The following is a 17,600-nucleotide window of genomic DNA, read 5'->3' on the forward strand; positions in this document are numbered from 1 at the left end:
TCACATTTATCCGTAGGAAGGTAAAGAAGGAGTCAGGGTTCGGATAGGTCCGAACCCGACGGTCAAGATCACACAGCTAAGGCTTGCTTAAGACTCTGAGTATCCCACTGTTTATGCGGGTTCATTTCAATGAAATTGATATTGAACTTGCTAAACAATTTTTTCAGTGGTGAGTTGGTCTCTTTACCAAAATCACTGATCACCATTTTCACTTCAGATGAATCATGGTCAATTAATACATAATCGAGTCGGCATTCATGATTTAATTCCGCATCATGGTGATCCATCTCAAATACTGTGTCTAATGGTACGTTACAACAAACATCGTATTTACCTTCAACAACAGTTTTTAATGATTTAAAAAAATTGAAGCTTTGTTTATCAAACAGCACTGGTTTAAGTTTCATTTCATGGTGTGCGGCTTCATCAGGATCTGCTCTAAAAAACTTAATGCAAGTCATGACAAACATCACAAACACGAATGGTACTGCTACGAATAGTACGAAGTACATAAACGCATAGCTGAGAATGACTGAAGTATTCATACACGCCTCCAAAAACTAATTTATATTTTTGTTATCTCATTTAAAGCAACTTCAGTATTATTTGAAAACACTTAACTTTTATTGACCAGTATCACACTTGCAAATAACAATTTAAATATAAACAATGATTTACACAACCGATCACATTGCAAAATTATGCAAATCTTAAATGCAGATATTGATATTTGATAATTCAATTATTAGATTTTGATTGCGTGAATATCATTTTTTGAAATTTCAAATTTTATTAAAAATCGCCTTTTAAATATAAAAAACAAAATAAAAAGCCTTTGATACACATAGATAAACTCTAGATCCTAAACTTGGGATTAGTTTCACATTAAATTTATTAATTAACAGCATAATTAGTCTGCACTTTAAGTATTTACTCAATATTAAGGAATATAAAAAATGCATATTAGTAACATGGATGGCCTCGATATTCTGAGTTTAAAAATACTTGTTTCGTTATATGAGAACAAGTCAGCAACCTATGTATCGAAGGCTCTTGATATTCCAGCGCCTAAAATCAGTCGTAGCCTTAAAAATCTACGGGAAATTTTTGGTGACGAACTCTTTATTCGGCGTAAATACGGCTTATTTCCAAATGAGTTTGCTACTCATTTATATCCAATTGCAAAAGAAGCTATTGAGTGTACCGATAAGTTTCAAAAAGCCAGAATGGCAAATACTCGCCAAGTAAAAACGCATGTTGAAATTGCTGCGCCAGGATTAATTGCCTATGCCTTTCCTAAAGCCTTAATGCAGGCGATTAAAGAAGAGCAAAAACCTATGCACATTAATATTAACCCTTGGTCTATGCATACCACTCAGGACATTATTAATGGTGATATCACGTTAGGTATTTGTTGTAATAAAAGCGCTGCCGATGTCGCTGCCTTCGGCGATAAACTGCTAACGACTGAATTGCACCGCATGGATAAACTCTACCTAATTGCTAGCAGGCATCATCCTATTTTTAAACGGGAAATCACCTTAGAAACCATTGCTGAATATCCCTATGTCAATACCGATCTTGGCAATCCCAGCACCAAATTGAGTCCATACCAAGAGTTTTGCATCACTAATGGTATAAAACTCAATACTGAAATTACCATAACGAGTATTTCAAGTTTGTTTGAGTATCTAGGTGAAAGTAATGCCGTATCTTTATTGCCCTATCGGATAGTCTACGAAATGGTGAGCGATATTCCTGAACTGCATACTTGCCAACTATCGCAATACGAAGCTGAACGTCTCTATGCAGATACCGAAGCACCAACGATTTTTTTAGTACAAAAAAATCAGCCCAATGCCATCAATGAGGATCTAAAATGGTTAAGTGGAGAAATTCAAAAAATCGTCGATCGTATTATTTAGCCTAGCGATAATGAAACACTGTCAATTGGTAAACCACCGACATCAGAGGTGATAGGGTTACCTATGCCTAAGCTTTTCGCACACTTCCACCATTTATGCGCCCAAGATTTGTTAAACCAAGCATACATCTTGCGGCGTAAACGCGTTACACTAAGCCCATCTTTATCCTAATAGATTCAGTTATGCGGACCGAAAATACAGCCACACTCAATCTTATTTGGGGCGCACTTATTCTTGAGGAACTTGCACGCATTGGGGTGCAACATGTGTGTATGGCGCCGGGCTCACGTTCAACTCCTTTAACCCTTGCTGCTGCCCAACAAACAAAGCTGAAACGCCACCTGCATTTTGATGAACGTGGATTAGGTTTTATGGCCTTAGGTCTTGCTAAAGCAAGCCGAGCTCCCGTCGCTATTATCACCACCTCAGGTACTGCTGTCGCCAACTTATATCCTGCAATCGTTGAAGCTTGGCTCACCCATGTACCTTTAATCGTCTTGAGTGGTGATCGCCCGCCAGAATTGCTCGACTGTGGCGCAAACCAAGCCATAGTTCAGCCCGGTATTTTTGCTCATTACGCCAAGCAAATTAACTTGCCAACACCCGATGCACACATTGCACCACAGGCATTACTCACCACCATTGATGAAGCGGTGGCAAATCAGACTCGTCCTGTGCATATCAACTGCATGTACCGTGAACCTTTGTACCCAAGTGAGCTAGGCGCCCCTATTCTCGATACCGAATCGCCCTACCTCAAACCCTTGCAAACTTGGCTGCAATTGTCGCGGCCTTATACTCAATACGGTAAATATAAGCAGGTAAGCAACCCTAGTGACGATGCAATAATGCGTTTCGTCCATGGAAAGGGGGTCATTGTTGCTGGCACATTAACCCCTGAACAAGATCCACAACAGCTCATTGCCCTATCGCAAAAAATTGGTTGGCCTCTACTCACGGATGCCCAATCACAATTGCGCCAGCACCCCGCTGCCATCGGAAATATTGACCAACTATTACAACATCCAAAGGCGCGTAATCTATTACAAGAAGCGGATCGTGTACTCGTATTTGGTGGCCGTTTATTATCAAAACGCTTAATAAGTTATTTAGCAGAGCAGCACTGGCACAGTTACTGGCAAGTGTTGCCAGAGCAAAACCGACTCGACCCTAGCCATAATGCCAAGCATGTTTGGCATGCCAATGCCGCACAATTTACAGCATTAAATTGGTATCGGTCTTCCTCCGCGAACTGGGCCAATACCCTCATTACCTATAATGATGAACTACATAACTTATTTGTTCGCAATATCGATCACGGGGAATTTGGCGAGGCGCAGGTTGTACGCGCTATTGCAAATACTCGTCCACTAGAACAACAACTGTTTATCGGCAATAGTCTGCCCGTTCGCTTATACGACATGTATGCCCCAGTCAGTTGCTGCACTGCCACCACTTATACTAACCGCGGCGCCTCGGGCATTGACGGTTTACTGGCAACGGCTTGTGGCCTTGCAGCCCATGAAGGTAAACCTACAAGTTTGATCATTGGCGATTTATCCCAATTGCATGACCTTAACTCGCTGGCTATTGCCAAAAGCTTAGCTAGCCCATTAGTGATCGTGATCCTCAATAATGATGGCGGCAATATCTTCAATCTGCTGCCTGTTCCTAATGAACAAGTGCGCAATGACTACTATCGACTCAGCCACGGCTTAGAATTTGGTTACGCCGCAGCCATGTTTAATCTGCCCTATAATCAAGTAGATAATTTAGCTGATTTTCAAGATAGCTATAATGAAGCGCTAGATTTTCAAGGGGCTTCGATCATTGAAGTCAATGTCAGCCAAACACAAGCCAGTGACCAAATTGCTGAGCTCAACCTGTGGGTGAAACAAAGCTAATGCCAACCATGGCCCGTTACGGTGAAACATCACTACCGGTCTTAGTATTACTACACGGTTTTTTAGGTACTAAGGCTGACTGGTTGCCGTTAATGCCAGTGCTAAGTCAGCACTTTCATTGCATTTGTGTGGATCTGCCAGGCCATGGTGATAATCAAGACGAGTTAGCGCCAACCGAGTTGGAGGGATTTAGCCAATGTGTGGAAAATGTGATCGCACACCTTGATGGGCTCCATATAGGTCAATTCCACCTTTATGGCTATTCTCTCGGTGGCCGTATTGCTCTTCACCTTGCCAATACTTACCCACAAAGGTTACTGAGCTTAACCCTCGAATCCTGTCATCCGGGGCTAGATGATCTGGAAGAAAAAACCACCAGAGCCAGTAATGATGCACTGTGGGCAGATCGTTTAATGAGGTTAAGTAGCAAAGAGTTTCTGGCCTTGTGGTACCAACAGGCGGTTTTCGCCGATATGAGCACAACCAAACGCCAAAGTCTGATTGATTTACGCACAAAAGCATTAGATCAACACCCCAAACAAAAACTACAACAGATCTATCTTGCGACTTCACTTGCCAAGCAAGCATCCCTGTGGAATGTCCCTTCACAATTAACCTGCGAATGCCATTTTTTTGCGGGCACTGAAGATAGTAAATTTTCGGCCATTGCCGAAAAATGGCAACAGCAAGCGCCTATTCTCCTCCATAGCATTCACGGCGCAGGACACAACATACACCAAATGGCACCCGCTGCATTAATCTCAAAAATCGTGGCCTTGCTAGGGTAATTTACCGAATAAAAATGTAGGAAACCTATGATCTTAACTTCGCTTAGCTTGTATCAATATCGACTACCACTTGAGGTATTACTCCCCGTTGGTAAGCAACGAATCGATCACAGAGCAGGGTTAGTCTTGCAAGCCTTTGCCAGTGCTAACGATAGAGATACACAGGTTGAAGTGGACATTGCCCCGCTCTCAGGTATTGATATTGAGCAGCACGATATTTTAGGATTTAGCCGCGAAAACCTCGCCCAAGTACGAAGTGCATTAACAGCGTTATTACCTCAGCTTTGTGGGCAACACATCGATAAACTTATCGACTTTTCCGAGCAAACGCCTTATCCCTCATTAGCATTCGGCTTAAGTCTGCTGCATGCTAAATTAATGGGAAAACTCGCGACGGTAAGGCCGCAAAACAGCACTGTGCCTTTGATTTATCATCCAACCGATGCGAGTAAGGCTCTGCTTGCGAAAAAAATTGCCCATCTGGGCAAGGATGTTCGCTCCGTAAAAGTCAAAGTCGCACAGACCTCTATCGAAGATGAGCTAAGTTTAATTTATGGTATTTTAAGTACACGGCCGGACATCAAATTACGTTTGGATGCAAACCGCGGTTTTAGCTTGGAACAAGCCATCACATTTGCCGCCTGCTTGCCATTAGAGGCTATCGAATATATCGAAGAACCTTGCCATAACCCACGGGATAACCCTGCATTTTATCAAGCCATAGGGCTGCCCTTTGCCTTGGATGAATCGCTAAATGATCCTGAATATCAATTTGAGATGTATAAGGGACTCGCGGCAATCATTATTAAGCCAATGTTACTCGGTAGCCTCGAAAAACTATCTCAGTTAATCGATATCGCACAAAACCATGGCGTGCGTTGCATTTTAAGCTCCAGCCTTGAAAGCAGTTTAGGTATCCGTGATTTAGCACATTTAGCGACAATCCTCACACCCGATGAAACCCCGGGTCTGGATACCTTAAACGCCTTTAGCCAAGATTTAATCGTGTCATCGGGTAAAACCCAATGCCTAACACTCTCACAGCTTGAACTTATCGCGCAGCATACTACCCACGCAAAAACCAATACCGATAATGAATTGGCAGAAGCGAAGGGGGAGTAGCGTGTTATTTCCCCTTACCGCCATATCCCCCTTACACCAAGCAGCAAGGGATTTTCCACAACAAACAGCCATCACGCTAGCTGGACAAGGCATCAATTATCAGACGCTAAGCCAACAGGTTATCGCCCTTGGCGAGCAATTAACGGCATTGGGTATAAAGGAAGGCAATCCCGTTGCCTGTATTTCTATTAATAACCTTGAAATGATCTGCCTATATTGGGCCTGTATCGATATTGGTGCGATATTTTTCCCAATTTCGCCACGCTTCCCCACCACGCAAGTACAAGCACTCATTGATACCCATCAAGTGGACTATTATTGGAGCCCAACACCTGACTCCGCATTGCGACATTGTAGCCCCTTAGAACTGCAGTTTAATCTTCTGAGTACTCAGTCCGCAAAATCAATAGATTTTACGCGCCCAAGCAATGTGATTTTAACCTCTGGCTCAAGTGGTTTTCCTAAAGCGGCGGTGCATTGCTTAGCCAATCATATTGCCAATGCCGAAGGTGCGCGCTGTGTCATCCCTTTAGAAAAGGGAGACGCTTGGTTACTCTCTCTACCGTTATTTCATATCGGTGGCCTTGCCATCCTGAATCGCTGTGCCTTAGTTGGTGCCAGTGTAGCCATGCCAGATCCCGTTATCAGCCTAAATCAGCAGATAACGCGTGATAAACTCACCCATGTTTCTTTAGTGCCCGCACAACTTATCAAGCTACTGAGTGACGAAAATGGGAAGCTTGAAAGTATCAAAGCATTGCTACTCGGCGGCGGCGCTATTTCGACAGATTTACTCAACCAGCTTAAATTGCGCAATATTGCGAGTTTTACCAGTTATGGCATGACAGAAATGGGCTCGCAGATCACCACAGGCTCGGCCTTAAGTGACGGCAGCAGTGGCAAACTACTCCCCAAACGTGAGCTTAAAATAGCAGACGGTGTGATTTGGGTGCGCGGTGAATGCCTGTTTATGGGCTATCTCACTGCGGATGGAATACAAAAGTGCGTTGATAAAGCGGGTTGGTTTTATACCAAAGACAGGGGCGAGTGCGATGCCAATGGTAATCTGCATATCCTTGGCCGCGTCGATAATATGTTTATCTGTGGCGGTGAGAACATTCAGCCAGAAGAAATTGAAGCGGCACTAAAACAACATCCTCTCATTGACGATGCTATCGTCTTTGCTGAGCCTGACGCACAATTTGGCCATCTCCCCGCTGCGATTGTACGCGGAAAAATCACCGAAGATATGACCACAATCGCAACTGAACTCGAACCCTTTCTCGCCGACAAAATTGCCCGCTTCAAACGCCCACGCCACTATTACCCATGGCCTGAAGATAGTGAACAAATGGGGCTAAAGGTGAATAGAAAATCTATAGTTAATAGCATAGGAAAACAATCTAACCACTAATAACTCAAAATAGATCTACTGTGGTTCCCTCTGCTGTGAACTTGCTGGGAAAAAACGTTGAATAAATGTTTGTTCATCAATGGGACGAGAAAAACAAAACCCCTGCCCTATAGTACAACCAAGCTGTTGCAATAATACTAATTGCGAGTTTGTTTCGATACCTTCTATCACTAATTCCATATTAAGTGCTTGAGATAAAGCAATAACACTCGAAATCGCAGCTTGACACCTAGGCTCAACACCTAATTCTCTAACAAAACAGCTATCTAACTTTATTTGAGAGAATGGCAATTCGCATAATCGCGCTAAAGAAGAATGGGCTGCACCAAAATCATCTATAGCAAGTTCAAAGCCTTGCATCCGGAGCCGGATTAGGTTTTCCATGTTAACAGCTGGCGCCGAAAGTAAGCCCGTTTCAGTTATCTCAAGCGTGATAGACCTTGGATGAATATTAAACCTCTTCACTATATCAACAATACGATAAACTAATTTTGTGGAATTAAGTTGTGAAATATCAAGATTATAAGCGAGTGAGATTTGCTGTTCTTGCTCCAATAACTCTTGTTGTAATTGGCAACCTTGTTCAAATAATTGTAAAAACAACTCGTCGAGCAGGCCATAGGTAATTAATGGCTCAATAAACGCGGCAGGATTGAGAGTACCAAGTTCTGGATGAATCCACCGAGCTAAAACTTCAACACCAGCCAAATTAAAGTTAGCAACATTGAATTTAGGTTGATAAAAACCGACAAATTGATGTTGATCAAGTGCCAACTGAAAATCAGCTAATGTAAAATCTTTCGGCCTAATCTCAACCCGTGGAGTCGATATCACTTTTCTCTTTTGAGCTCGAGAATAGACAAATTTATCCAGCATACTTTGTAGATTATCAACAGAAGGACTTTTGCTTAAATCGCCAAGATACTCAAAATTAAGCATTTTTATCATTTGTGATACAGCTCGTCGCAGCTCTTTATCAATACAACTAAATAAGGCAACAGAAGCTATATCATATTTTGCTTTTGCTTTACGCAAAAATGATAAGCCATCAGTACCTGCCATCATTAAGTCACATATAACAATATCAGCACTATTATGAACATCAAGCCAAGTTAGTGCATCTTGGGCTGAACCGAATGCAAACACCTCTATATTCGCAAGAGATGCAAGATTATGCTCAAGCACTGCACGTTGAAAGGGGTGGTCTTCTAAGACAATCACTCTAACCTTACTCATTAAATACCCTTTAAAATTAAAAGTTTGAATAAATAAATGATTTTTATATTCTCGCGGTAGAAAGCTGTAAAACCAAGATATTGATAGTCCGCTATAATTTAAACAACTCAATGTTCAGAACCCATGATACAAATACACACAGATGTTTATGAATTTAAAAAAAAGAGAATTACTATGCTCAAATTCATCTAACTTCCATTATTTTACGACTATTATTTAAAAGAAATTGCTGAAAAGTATGTAGGAAAAGTCTTAATCAGTTAGTTTTATTTCACACGAATGCTTTACAAAGGATAAAATCTGTACTCAATAGTTACGGAGTTACATGAATGAAAAGAAAAGTATTAATAGTCGATGATCATCCCGTTGTTGTTTTGGCACTAAAGATCATTCTAGAACAAAGTGGCTTTGAAGTTATAGCTGAAACCAATAATGGTGTTGATGCCTTGAAGCTTATGAAGGCTCTTTCACCTGATGCAGTGATTCTCGATATTGGCATTCCACAATTAGATGGCTTGGAAGTGATAGAAAGATCAAGAAAGCTATCTAAGTGTCCTCCAATTTTAGTGCTAACGGCACAGCCTTCTGAACATTTTATTTCTCGTTGCATTCAAGCTGGAGCATCAGGATTTGTCTCTAAACAAAAAGACATGAATGAGGTTACTGGTGCTCTAAAAGCAATTATCACTGGTCATTCCTACTTCCCGATAATAAGCAATAACAATATGATTTCAAAATCGAATCAAGATGAGGCCGAACTCGTAAAAAAGCTTTCAACTCGCGAAATGGTGGTATTGCAACATTTAGCGATTGGTTTATCCAATAAAGAGATAGCTGAACGCATGCTGCTAAGTAACAAAACCATTAGTACATATAAAACCAGATTGCTTGATAAGTTAAATGCAAAAAAACTTAGTTGATATAATTGAGATCGCAAAAAGGCAAAGCTTAATATGAAAAAATTTATGTTCATTTTTATATTAACCCTAAGTTCAACATACTCAGCAGCACATGAAAGTAAATTTACTAATTATGATCTAATTGGGTATTCTGAAAAGCCTTTGCTACTAATAAACCTCTCACCAGATGAGATAAGTACGCTCGAAAAATATAGAGTCCTAAATATAGGAATATCTGCTCCCGATTATCCACCATTTGACATGACTGTTAATGGTGAACAAAAAATTTACAAAGGAATTAGTGCCGACTATATATATATTATTGCTAAAATGCTTAATATTGAAATCAATATTCATCGTTATATCTCTCGGGAGAAAGCAATTACTGCAGCGCTCAATGGAGAGGTTGATCTAATTACTACTGCCAATAAATTCGAGCAGATGCATGGGCTTATTTTAAGTACTCCCTATACTATTGATAAACCATCTATATTCAAAAATGCTAACTTAGGTGAGCATGAACAGATTAAATCAATGTCCATGGCCTATGAGTACCTACCAGATGAGGCAATTACAGACATTTATCCCAACAGAAAATTACTCAAATTTTCCTCCAGACAAGCTGCAGTTGCTGCGGCAGCACTTAAGCAGGTTGATGTCGTGATAGTTGATCAAGTATCAGCTAACTATCTAATAAACAATAGCTTCCCTGGAAGACTCAAACTGGATACTCACCTATCTTTAAATTCCCATGGTAGCGCTTTTGCTGCAACAGAACAGAATAAGGCATTAATAGATATAATTAACAAATCTATTAACAATATTTCACTCGAACAAAGAAAGTTGATTAGAAAGCGCTGGAGTGGTGGAGGAAGTACTATTCCTTTTACCTCGGAACTCCCTTCTTTTACCGCAGAAGAGAAAGCTTGGTTACAAAATAACCCCAGCATAACAGTAGCAATTAATAAGTACGCAGCACCACTAACATATCTTGACGATACACATAATGCCAATGGATTTGGTGTTGAGGTACTAGAACTTATACAAATGTATTCAGGACTAAAGTTTGATTATGTTGTTAATAATCGATTTTCAGAACAAATTAGTTCTGTTCTCAACCATAAAGCCATGATGACAATATACTCTCCCACTGAAGATATTGACAAAAATATTGTTTTTACGAAAGAGTTTTCTAATTCTCCCTATGTGTTAGTTACACAAAAATATACACTTACTCCAGATATTAACGCAATTGTCGTACCAGATGGTATATTTAACAACAATATACTTAGAAAAATAAATACTAACGCCGACATCACAATTGCAGACAATTATATTGAAGCCATGAATGATATAGCGACTGGAGCTACAAAAGCGACTATTGCTCCTCTAGTTTTAGCTGATTTTTATGTAAACAGTTATTTCAGCGATACGTTAGAAGTAAGTAAGATCATAGATGAAATACCAAGAGCGTCTGTAGCATTTGGAATGGCAGGCTCGAACGCATTACTTAAGAGCATACTAAATAAAACATTAGCAGTTATTCCTCCTGACGAATTGCAAATGGCAGAGAATCGCTGGCGCCGTAATGCTCTACCTGCACGCCAAAGTTGGAAAGATTATAAATACACAATTTACACTGTTGTAATTGCCTCAACGATAATGATTTTAGTCTCCATTATTTGGGCTTTTTACACCCGAACTCATTATCGAAAACGATTACTGGCTAAAAAAGAACTAAACCAGCAACTGCAATTCATGCAGTCTATCGTTGATGCCATACCTCATCCTATTTATGTAAGAAATAAGCAACGTGAACTGACTATGTGTAACGAGAGCTACCTTAATGCTTTTAAAGCATCACGTAAGGATTTGCTATATAAAAGCACAATAGAAGGAGCCAGTCGGTCACCAGAGGCCCCAATTGTAGATAAAGAATATATACAGGCCTTAGAAGATGGTATTGCCGTTTTCAAAGATAGAGAACTTCACATAAATGGGGATAAATATAATATTTATCACTGGTTCAAATCATATGGTGATGAAGCAGGAAATGTTGAAGGGATTATTGGTGGTTGGATAGATGTGAGTGACAGAGTCAAGCTTATTGAAGAATTAGAACATGCAAAGGAAGTTGCAGATAGTGCAAGTCAAGCCAAAAGTACTTTCTTAGCGACTATGAGCCATGAAATTCGAACACCTATGAATGCCATCATCGGCATGTTAGAACTGGTATTACAACGCACAAACTCACAGCAGTTTGATTTAAATTCAATCAAAGTTGCCTATGATTCAGCCAATGATCTACTTGAACTTATTGGAGATATCTTAGATATAGCTCGTATTGAAGCAGGTCAACTGTCGCTTTCGCCGATTAGGACCAATCTTAAGGCAATTACAACCTCTGTTGTGAGGGTCTTTGATGGGTTGGCTAGACAAAAAGGAATCACTTTGCAGTTAGATTTTGATCCTACTATTACTAATGATGTACTCGTTGACCCTATGAGGATTAAGCAAATACTGTCAAATTTAATTGGCAACGCTATTAAATTTACTGATAGCGGCGGAGTAAAAGTAGAAATTCAATCAGAAAATGTCACCAATACCACGCACACCATTCTATTTACTGTCACGGATACAGGTATTGGCATTTCGGAAGATGATCAAGAGAAGCTATTTAGCCCCTTCAGCCAAGCTCATGGCACTCATAATACCCATGGCGGTACGGGGCTTGGGCTCATGATTAGCCGCTCTCTGTGTGAAATGATGGGTGGAAGTTTGATCCTTAAAAGCAAATTGTATCAAGGAACTCAAGTTAGAATGGAATTAACACTTACCCAACTAGAAACCGAGATCGTCAATAGTTCTTCGCCACTATTTACAGAGTCACATGAGTGTACCCCCATAGATATCTTAATTGTTGACGATCATCCTGCAAATCGCTTGTTATTAGCCCAACAGCTTAAATATTTAGGCCATAGTGTTGATGAGGCAGAAAATGGTTTGACGGCCTTAGACATGTTCAAAAGCAAAAAATACCCAGTGGTGATCACCGACTGTAATATGCCAGAAATGAACGGTTATGAACTCTGCCAAAAAATTCGACAATTCGAACGCAAACGTCACGCACATGCTATCGTCATTGGCTATACCGCTAACGCTCAAAAAGAAGCCAAGGATGCCTGTTTAGTTGCTGGGATGGACGACTGTTTATTCAAACCCATCAGCCTAATGGAGCTAGAGAGTATGATTAAACGGTTTACCCCTGAAAAAGCGACCATAACCGCGACACATTTTGCTGCTGACGCAGTAGAAAAACTCACTGGTAATAATGCGGAGCTAGTCGATAAATTGCTTAAAGAACTCCTTAAAAGCAATCAAAGTGACTTGCAGTCACTGTTTGTAGCCCTAGAGAATAATGATTGCAGTTCCATCAAAGATCTTGCTCATAAGATCAAGGGGGCAGCAAGAATTATCGATGCACAGAAACTCATGTCTGCCTGTGAAATGCTAGAAAATGCGAACCATCAGCAGCTGAATGCTTATGTTGAAGCCGTATCTCAGGCTATTACTTCACTCGAGGCAGAAGTGATCTCTTATACCCAAACAGCCTCAAATAAATAGCTTCAAGTCACGCTGTATAAAACACATAAGGCCCTGTTGTAAACAGAGCCTTATGTTCAATTCACTGTCAAAGCAAGCGGCTGAGCGTTTCCTTCATCGTCTATGTACTCGGCCTTTAGGATCAGCCCAAGCTGACCAATTAACTCACTCTCAGTGATAGTCACAGTTTCTGCGGAATAAGGGGCTAGCATTCCTTGAAAAATAGCATAATCCCTCCCTTTAAAACTCAAACTGAGGTTCTGATAGGTCACATAGTAAGGTGACTTATTCTCTATTGATAACATATTGTCTTTCAATATAAATGACTGCCACTTTGCTAAGTCTAAAACATCAATAGCTAGCTTATTGGGCCGCACAAAAACCTTCATTTGAGTACGTAAAGCGACAATCAACAGTTGCCCTTCAGTTTCATCAATATTTTTGGCGGGGGTGGGTGGAACTTCGTATACATTCAGCCAGTATAACTGTTCTTGTTTTTCAGGTTTCTGCTCCGCAATATTAAGCAGATTTATGTGCTTGCGCTCCTTTGGGGCAATTTGCAACAAGCCAGGATAGGGCAAAATTGGCGCATTTGCCGTTTCAGGGCCAGAGTCTGGATCGCCGTCATCCACCCACAGCTGCACCATCACTGGGTAGTCATTAATATTCACCAGTGACAACCCTTGTTCCCGGTCGGAAGCCGCAAAAATAATTCGACTACGATCGGCAACTACACCAGCCAGCGCGGTTTGCAACATAAGGAGCCATAAAACTAAACTACTGAACCCGAATAAGCACTTCCGCTTTTGCATAAAATTTTCCTGCAGTTGGACTCATTCCTGGCAACTTGCCAAAAACAACTCTGTAATTATCCATATATTGATAACTCGTACCGACAATACCAGTTCTATTGCCCTGTAATGGCCGCCAACCGTCTTTCCATGCATTATATTGTGAGTCTAGGCTGGTTCTATAATCAAAATTTAAAAAGGGTTGAATCACACCATCATTGCGTTGTAGCTTTACCCCCACACCACTGGCAACAGTATTGGTACCATAGGCATTACTGACTAAATATGTCACGGCGTCCTGAGTAGCAAATCCCAACTGTCTCGCTATCTGATAATTATTACTCTCAATTTTAAAAGCAATAGCGTTCGCATTTACTGCGGGGCCATTGATATCAGCATGCTGTTGGCAACGATAATTAATCTGAATGTCAGCTTCTCGGGTAACGCCGCTGTTTAATTCCGCGATAGTCACAGTAGGGAACAACACATAAGGCGTGACATTCATTACCGCACAACCTCCAGCCCTTCGCGTATACAACTGTTGATATAAGCTGATATTCCCAGGCCAATTCGCATACCAGCCTGGATAATGACTAATATGGTCAACCCCTTCCGTAGGATAGGCAAGGCCTGGCCCACCAAAAGCAATATAAGCTGCTGGTTGGTTATAGCTATAGACGGTTGTTTGCTCAACACCTCTCACTTTTCCAATCTGGAACAACTCTATAGTGACATCTGTAAAATTTTTCGCCTTCACTAAGATCCGCCCCTGTGCATCACGGTCTAATCCACGCAGCGGTCGATATTGCCACAAACGTGAAAAATACTGACCAGTCGAATTATTCTTAACCCTGATCACAACATTTCGATGGTAAGTGGCATATCCCTTATCGATACCATAAGCCGTGCCATCTTCATACATGCCACCATAAGCATTATCAGCGTTTACTGAGTAGATCTCATTCAATTGGTTTTCATCCACAGCGTCACAACGAAAAAGTACCTGTTCAGGATCATACCCGCCAGTCTGCCCATAGGTACTGAAGGGCACAACACTCGATCCCAATAAGGTGCCATTAGGTTGAAAACTTTCATCGGTAACATTGATAATAGGTAGATTAAGCATGCCCCTATTAGCATCATAGCTACCATGCCATACCGCTGTTTTGCCATAGTCAGGTGCGACATAATAAAAATCTGCCGGATTTGTTGTGGCTGTTGATATGCGATGACAAGTCCCCATCGCTTGAGCGCAGACTAAAGTGGTAAACACAAACACGACTAATAGCCGACCTAGGTTGAACTCAATCATAGTTTTTATCTCAATTAACCCGCTCACATAGCGCGGGCATTCTTAATAAAGTATTATCACGACTGTTTTCAAGAGCATAGTTAAAGTGACATTGTTGATCGGACTTATTTCCCCAATTTACGGTCAACTGACCACTCGGTTTAGGAGCTCTGACATAAGCCATACCTGCCTGCCCGACCATGCCCAATACAACCCCATCTTCGTCCAGTACTTCGGCGCCAATAGGGATAACGCCGCCGTTGGCTTGCTGAGTCATGAAGACGACGGCGATCCCGTGTCTAGTCTCGAATTTTATCTTAACGATAGAACCAGCATAGGGCGCAACTTGCTGTTGTGTATCAATAAGCTCTATGCTGCTGAGCATAGACCCACTGTCAAGTGTCACACTATTAGAACGATAAGGCGTCAAAGATGGGATAATCGCATATCCCAAGCCATCAATCTCAGTGCCCCAATTATTGGTCACTTTTGCGCCAGAAGCTCCCTCTGCTTGAACAATCGCAAAAGTATCACTGAGGTTTTGGCTTAATGTTATGCCGCCAGAATGCACCACTGCAGCACCACTCAACCCAGCACCAACCTGCTGATAAGTATCAGAAATAGAATAGTTACCCGATAACGTCGCTTGGCTAAAGCGCTTTTGCGTATTGACACTGACACTTTCGCTCGAACTATCCTGCCGCTGCAATGAAGCGTTCAGGCCATATGTCCAAGTATTATCATCATCCACAGTGCCTGCGAGTCCTAGATTATACTGCTCATTGCCCCTAGATGAATGACTAAACCCACTGCTAAGCATGTTTGACTGGCGACGACCAAATGGAATAGACACGGTGAGACTGACAAGATCTTCCTTCACCCTATCAGAGGAATAACCGCTCATTTCAGTTAATAGCTGACCACTAAACCCATTCTGCAGCGGAACTTGACTGGTATATTGACGTGAAAAAGTGAGCCCTATATTCACACGACCAATACCCACCGTATAACCGAACTGTAGTTGATCGTCATCATCGCGCCCATCACGGTATTGGCGTTTAGACCCACTCAAATACACAAAGCCAAAGTCATCTAAGCTCTGATTCACACTCAAACTCATTTCAGACCGCTGACGGTAGGTCTCCGATTCAAAAATATTCCCACCCTCCAATGCCCTCCTCAAACCTAAAACATCATTCAACTCCCGAAATGACTCTGTAGAGTAGTGATATCCAGCAAGTGCCACTGATGTCCCCGAATCGAACGAATGGCTATAATTAAGTCCAACACGCCAGCCATTTTTCCACTCATTTAATGCTGAAGACTGAGAAATACGAGACATAGAATGTACTGCGGTTAACCCCAGAGCCCCCCATTCTGTACCTAATACAGTCCCTAGACTCAAAGCAAAATAATCATCTCCGACACGCCCACCGCTATTTAGCGTCAGCATATTACTCAAACCATATTCAGAAATTAAATCTACAAAGTACCCACCAGACTCTGCTTGATCTACTTCACCAAATGATAACCCGTACTGGAAACTTCCTTCACGCAACGAGCCAGGCACAGCACTGAATGGCACAGTAAAACTAGAGACCTTTCCATCGGCTTCACTAATTTCAACTAACAAATCCCCCTCATAACTTGTGGGAAATAAGTCATTAATAACAAAAGGCCCCGCCGCTACTGTGGTTTGATAAATACTCACACCATTTTGCTTAATCACTACGCTTGCGGTTGAGTTAGCGAGTCCCCTGACGACAGGTGCATAACCACGCTGCGATTCTGGTAACATGCGATTATCTGTCAGCAACTGTACGCCGGTAAAAGCTAAATTACCGAAAATATTTCCTCGAGTGTAGGCATCACCAAGCAAGAGTTCGCTCTGCATATCCGGCAAGGCTCTGGTGATATAAGTTCTAATAGAATTGAAACTTTCTTGAGTATTTTGGCCAACATCGTTGTACTGATAACTCGATTGATTTCTCAGGCGCCATAATCCTAAATTGACACCTGAATTAAGGCCCGTATAAATGGCACGCATATCGCTGCCAGCACTGCGGCTATTAGTTTGATAGTAGTTACTGTTGTAACTGATAAATCCAGCATTTTCTCCCTCACTCCAAGATGAAGGATCAACATAGCCACGCGGAATCTGCCGTAAATAAGCTTGTGGGATCGCAATACCTAATCTTAATTTCTCGGCATCAAATTGCGTCGATACCCCCTTGACCACAGTATCAGGGGCGGCACATTCTGCCTGCAATAGTGCATCTTCGTTTATGTATATTGCAGTTACATTCGACTTCTTCCAGAAATTAAGGTCGAGACAAGGCACAACTCCTTGGGAGTCAACTTTAATAAAATTAATAATTTCCCTATTTAAGTAAGTACCATTTATATAGATATCAACTTGGTATTGACCTGGAATAGTTTCCGCAGTCGAGTTAAAGCGAGAAAGATAACTATCGCCATAACCACCACCAAGTAATAGGCTATCATCAAATGTGAAATCCTGTAAGTCATCAGCCATCAACGATGAAGACATGCAAAAGATCACACCAATCAATAATAGCAAAGAGTAAATTTGGCTCATCAAACGCATGGATTTTTTCATAATCAAT

General features: G+C 41.4%; 12 protein-coding genes. 7 read left to right on the forward strand and 5 right to left on the reverse strand.

The features are described from left to right. Window positions 1–68: 68 nt before the first annotated feature. Complete coding sequence (locus tag JEZ96_RS18585) at window positions 69–545, reverse strand: hypothetical protein (protein WP_011791123.1); 477 nt, start codon at window positions 543–545, stop codon at window positions 69–71. 411 nt (window positions 546–956) lie between these two features. Between JEZ96_RS18585 and JEZ96_RS18590 the strand changes: the two genes are divergently transcribed. From JEZ96_RS18590 to menE, 5 genes are all read left to right on the forward strand, one after another. Continuing rightward, complete coding sequence (locus JEZ96_RS18590) at window positions 957–1,925, forward strand: LysR family transcriptional regulator (RefSeq protein WP_011791124.1); 969 nt, start codon at window positions 957–959, stop codon at window positions 1,923–1,925. A gap of 182 nt (window positions 1,926–2,107) precedes the next feature. Beyond that, the gene (gene menD, locus JEZ96_RS18595; RefSeq protein ID WP_128090218.1) at window positions 2,108–3,829 is read left to right on the forward strand and encodes a 2-succinyl-5-enolpyruvyl-6-hydroxy-3-cyclohexene-1-carboxylic-acid synthase; all 1,722 of its coding nucleotides are present in this window, start codon (window positions 2,108–2,110) and stop codon (window positions 3,827–3,829) included. After that, entirely contained in the window at window positions 3,829–4,617 is a 789-nt protein-coding gene (menH, locus tag JEZ96_RS18600) for a 2-succinyl-6-hydroxy-2,4-cyclohexadiene-1-carboxylate synthase (protein WP_011791126.1), read from the forward strand. The genes menD and menH overlap by 1 nt, the downstream gene beginning before the upstream one ends. A gap of 27 nt (window positions 4,618–4,644) precedes the next feature. Continuing rightward, window positions 4,645–5,739 carry an o-succinylbenzoate synthase gene (menC, locus tag JEZ96_RS18605; RefSeq protein ID WP_061783365.1) on the forward strand — a complete coding sequence of 365 codons (1,095 nt, stop codon included), beginning with the start codon at window positions 4,645–4,647 and terminating at the stop codon, window positions 5,737–5,739. Beyond that, window positions 5,711–7,153, forward strand: a complete 1,443-nt coding sequence (gene menE / locus JEZ96_RS18610; RefSeq protein WP_061783366.1) for an o-succinylbenzoate--CoA ligase — start codon at window positions 5,711–5,713, stop codon at window positions 7,151–7,153. Before menC ends, menE begins: the two co-directional genes overlap by 29 nt. Window positions 7,154–7,168: 15 nt before the next feature. Here menE and JEZ96_RS18615 read toward each other — a convergent pair whose 3' ends face one another. Beyond that, complete coding sequence (locus tag JEZ96_RS18615) at window positions 7,169–8,389, reverse strand: EAL domain-containing response regulator (RefSeq protein WP_011791129.1); 1,221 nt, start codon at window positions 8,387–8,389, stop codon at window positions 7,169–7,171. Window positions 8,390–8,718: 329 nt separating this feature from the next. Here JEZ96_RS18615 and JEZ96_RS18620 point away from each other — a divergent pair, with 329 nt between their 5' ends. Together JEZ96_RS18620 and JEZ96_RS18625 are read left to right on the forward strand one after the other, a co-directional pair. Further along, window positions 8,719–9,309, forward strand: a complete 591-nt coding sequence (locus tag JEZ96_RS18620) for a response regulator transcription factor (protein ID WP_233058901.1) — start codon at window positions 8,719–8,721, stop codon at window positions 9,307–9,309. Between the two features lie 33 nt (window positions 9,310–9,342). Then, on the forward strand, window positions 9,343–12,912 hold the full coding sequence (locus tag JEZ96_RS18625) for a response regulator (RefSeq protein ID WP_198779830.1): 3,570 nt from the start codon (window positions 9,343–9,345) through the stop codon (window positions 12,910–12,912). 56 nt (window positions 12,913–12,968) lie between these two features. Here JEZ96_RS18625 and JEZ96_RS18630 read toward each other — a convergent pair whose 3' ends face one another. The 3 genes from JEZ96_RS18630 to JEZ96_RS18640 are packed head-to-tail and all read right to left on the reverse strand — an operon-like array spanning window position 12,969 to window position 17,593. Then, window positions 12,969–13,649, reverse strand: a complete 681-nt coding sequence (locus JEZ96_RS18630) for a fimbrial biogenesis chaperone (RefSeq protein WP_011791132.1) — start codon at window positions 13,647–13,649, stop codon at window positions 12,969–12,971. Window positions 13,650–13,668: 19 nt separating this feature from the next. Next, window positions 13,669–14,994, reverse strand: coding sequence for a fimbrial protein (locus JEZ96_RS18635; protein ID WP_061783367.1), 1,326 nt, complete (start codon window positions 14,992–14,994; stop codon window positions 13,669–13,671). Window positions 14,995–15,004: 10 nt separating this feature from the next. Further along, the gene (locus JEZ96_RS18640; RefSeq protein ID WP_025007984.1) at window positions 15,005–17,593 is read right to left on the reverse strand and encodes a fimbria/pilus outer membrane usher protein; all 2,589 of its coding nucleotides are present in this window, start codon (window positions 17,591–17,593) and stop codon (window positions 15,005–15,007) included. Window positions 17,594–17,600: the final 7 nt, after the last annotated feature.

This window comes from Shewanella putrefaciens (assembly GCF_016406325.1).
GTDB lineage: Bacteria > Pseudomonadota > Gammaproteobacteria > Enterobacterales > Shewanellaceae > Shewanella > Shewanella putrefaciens.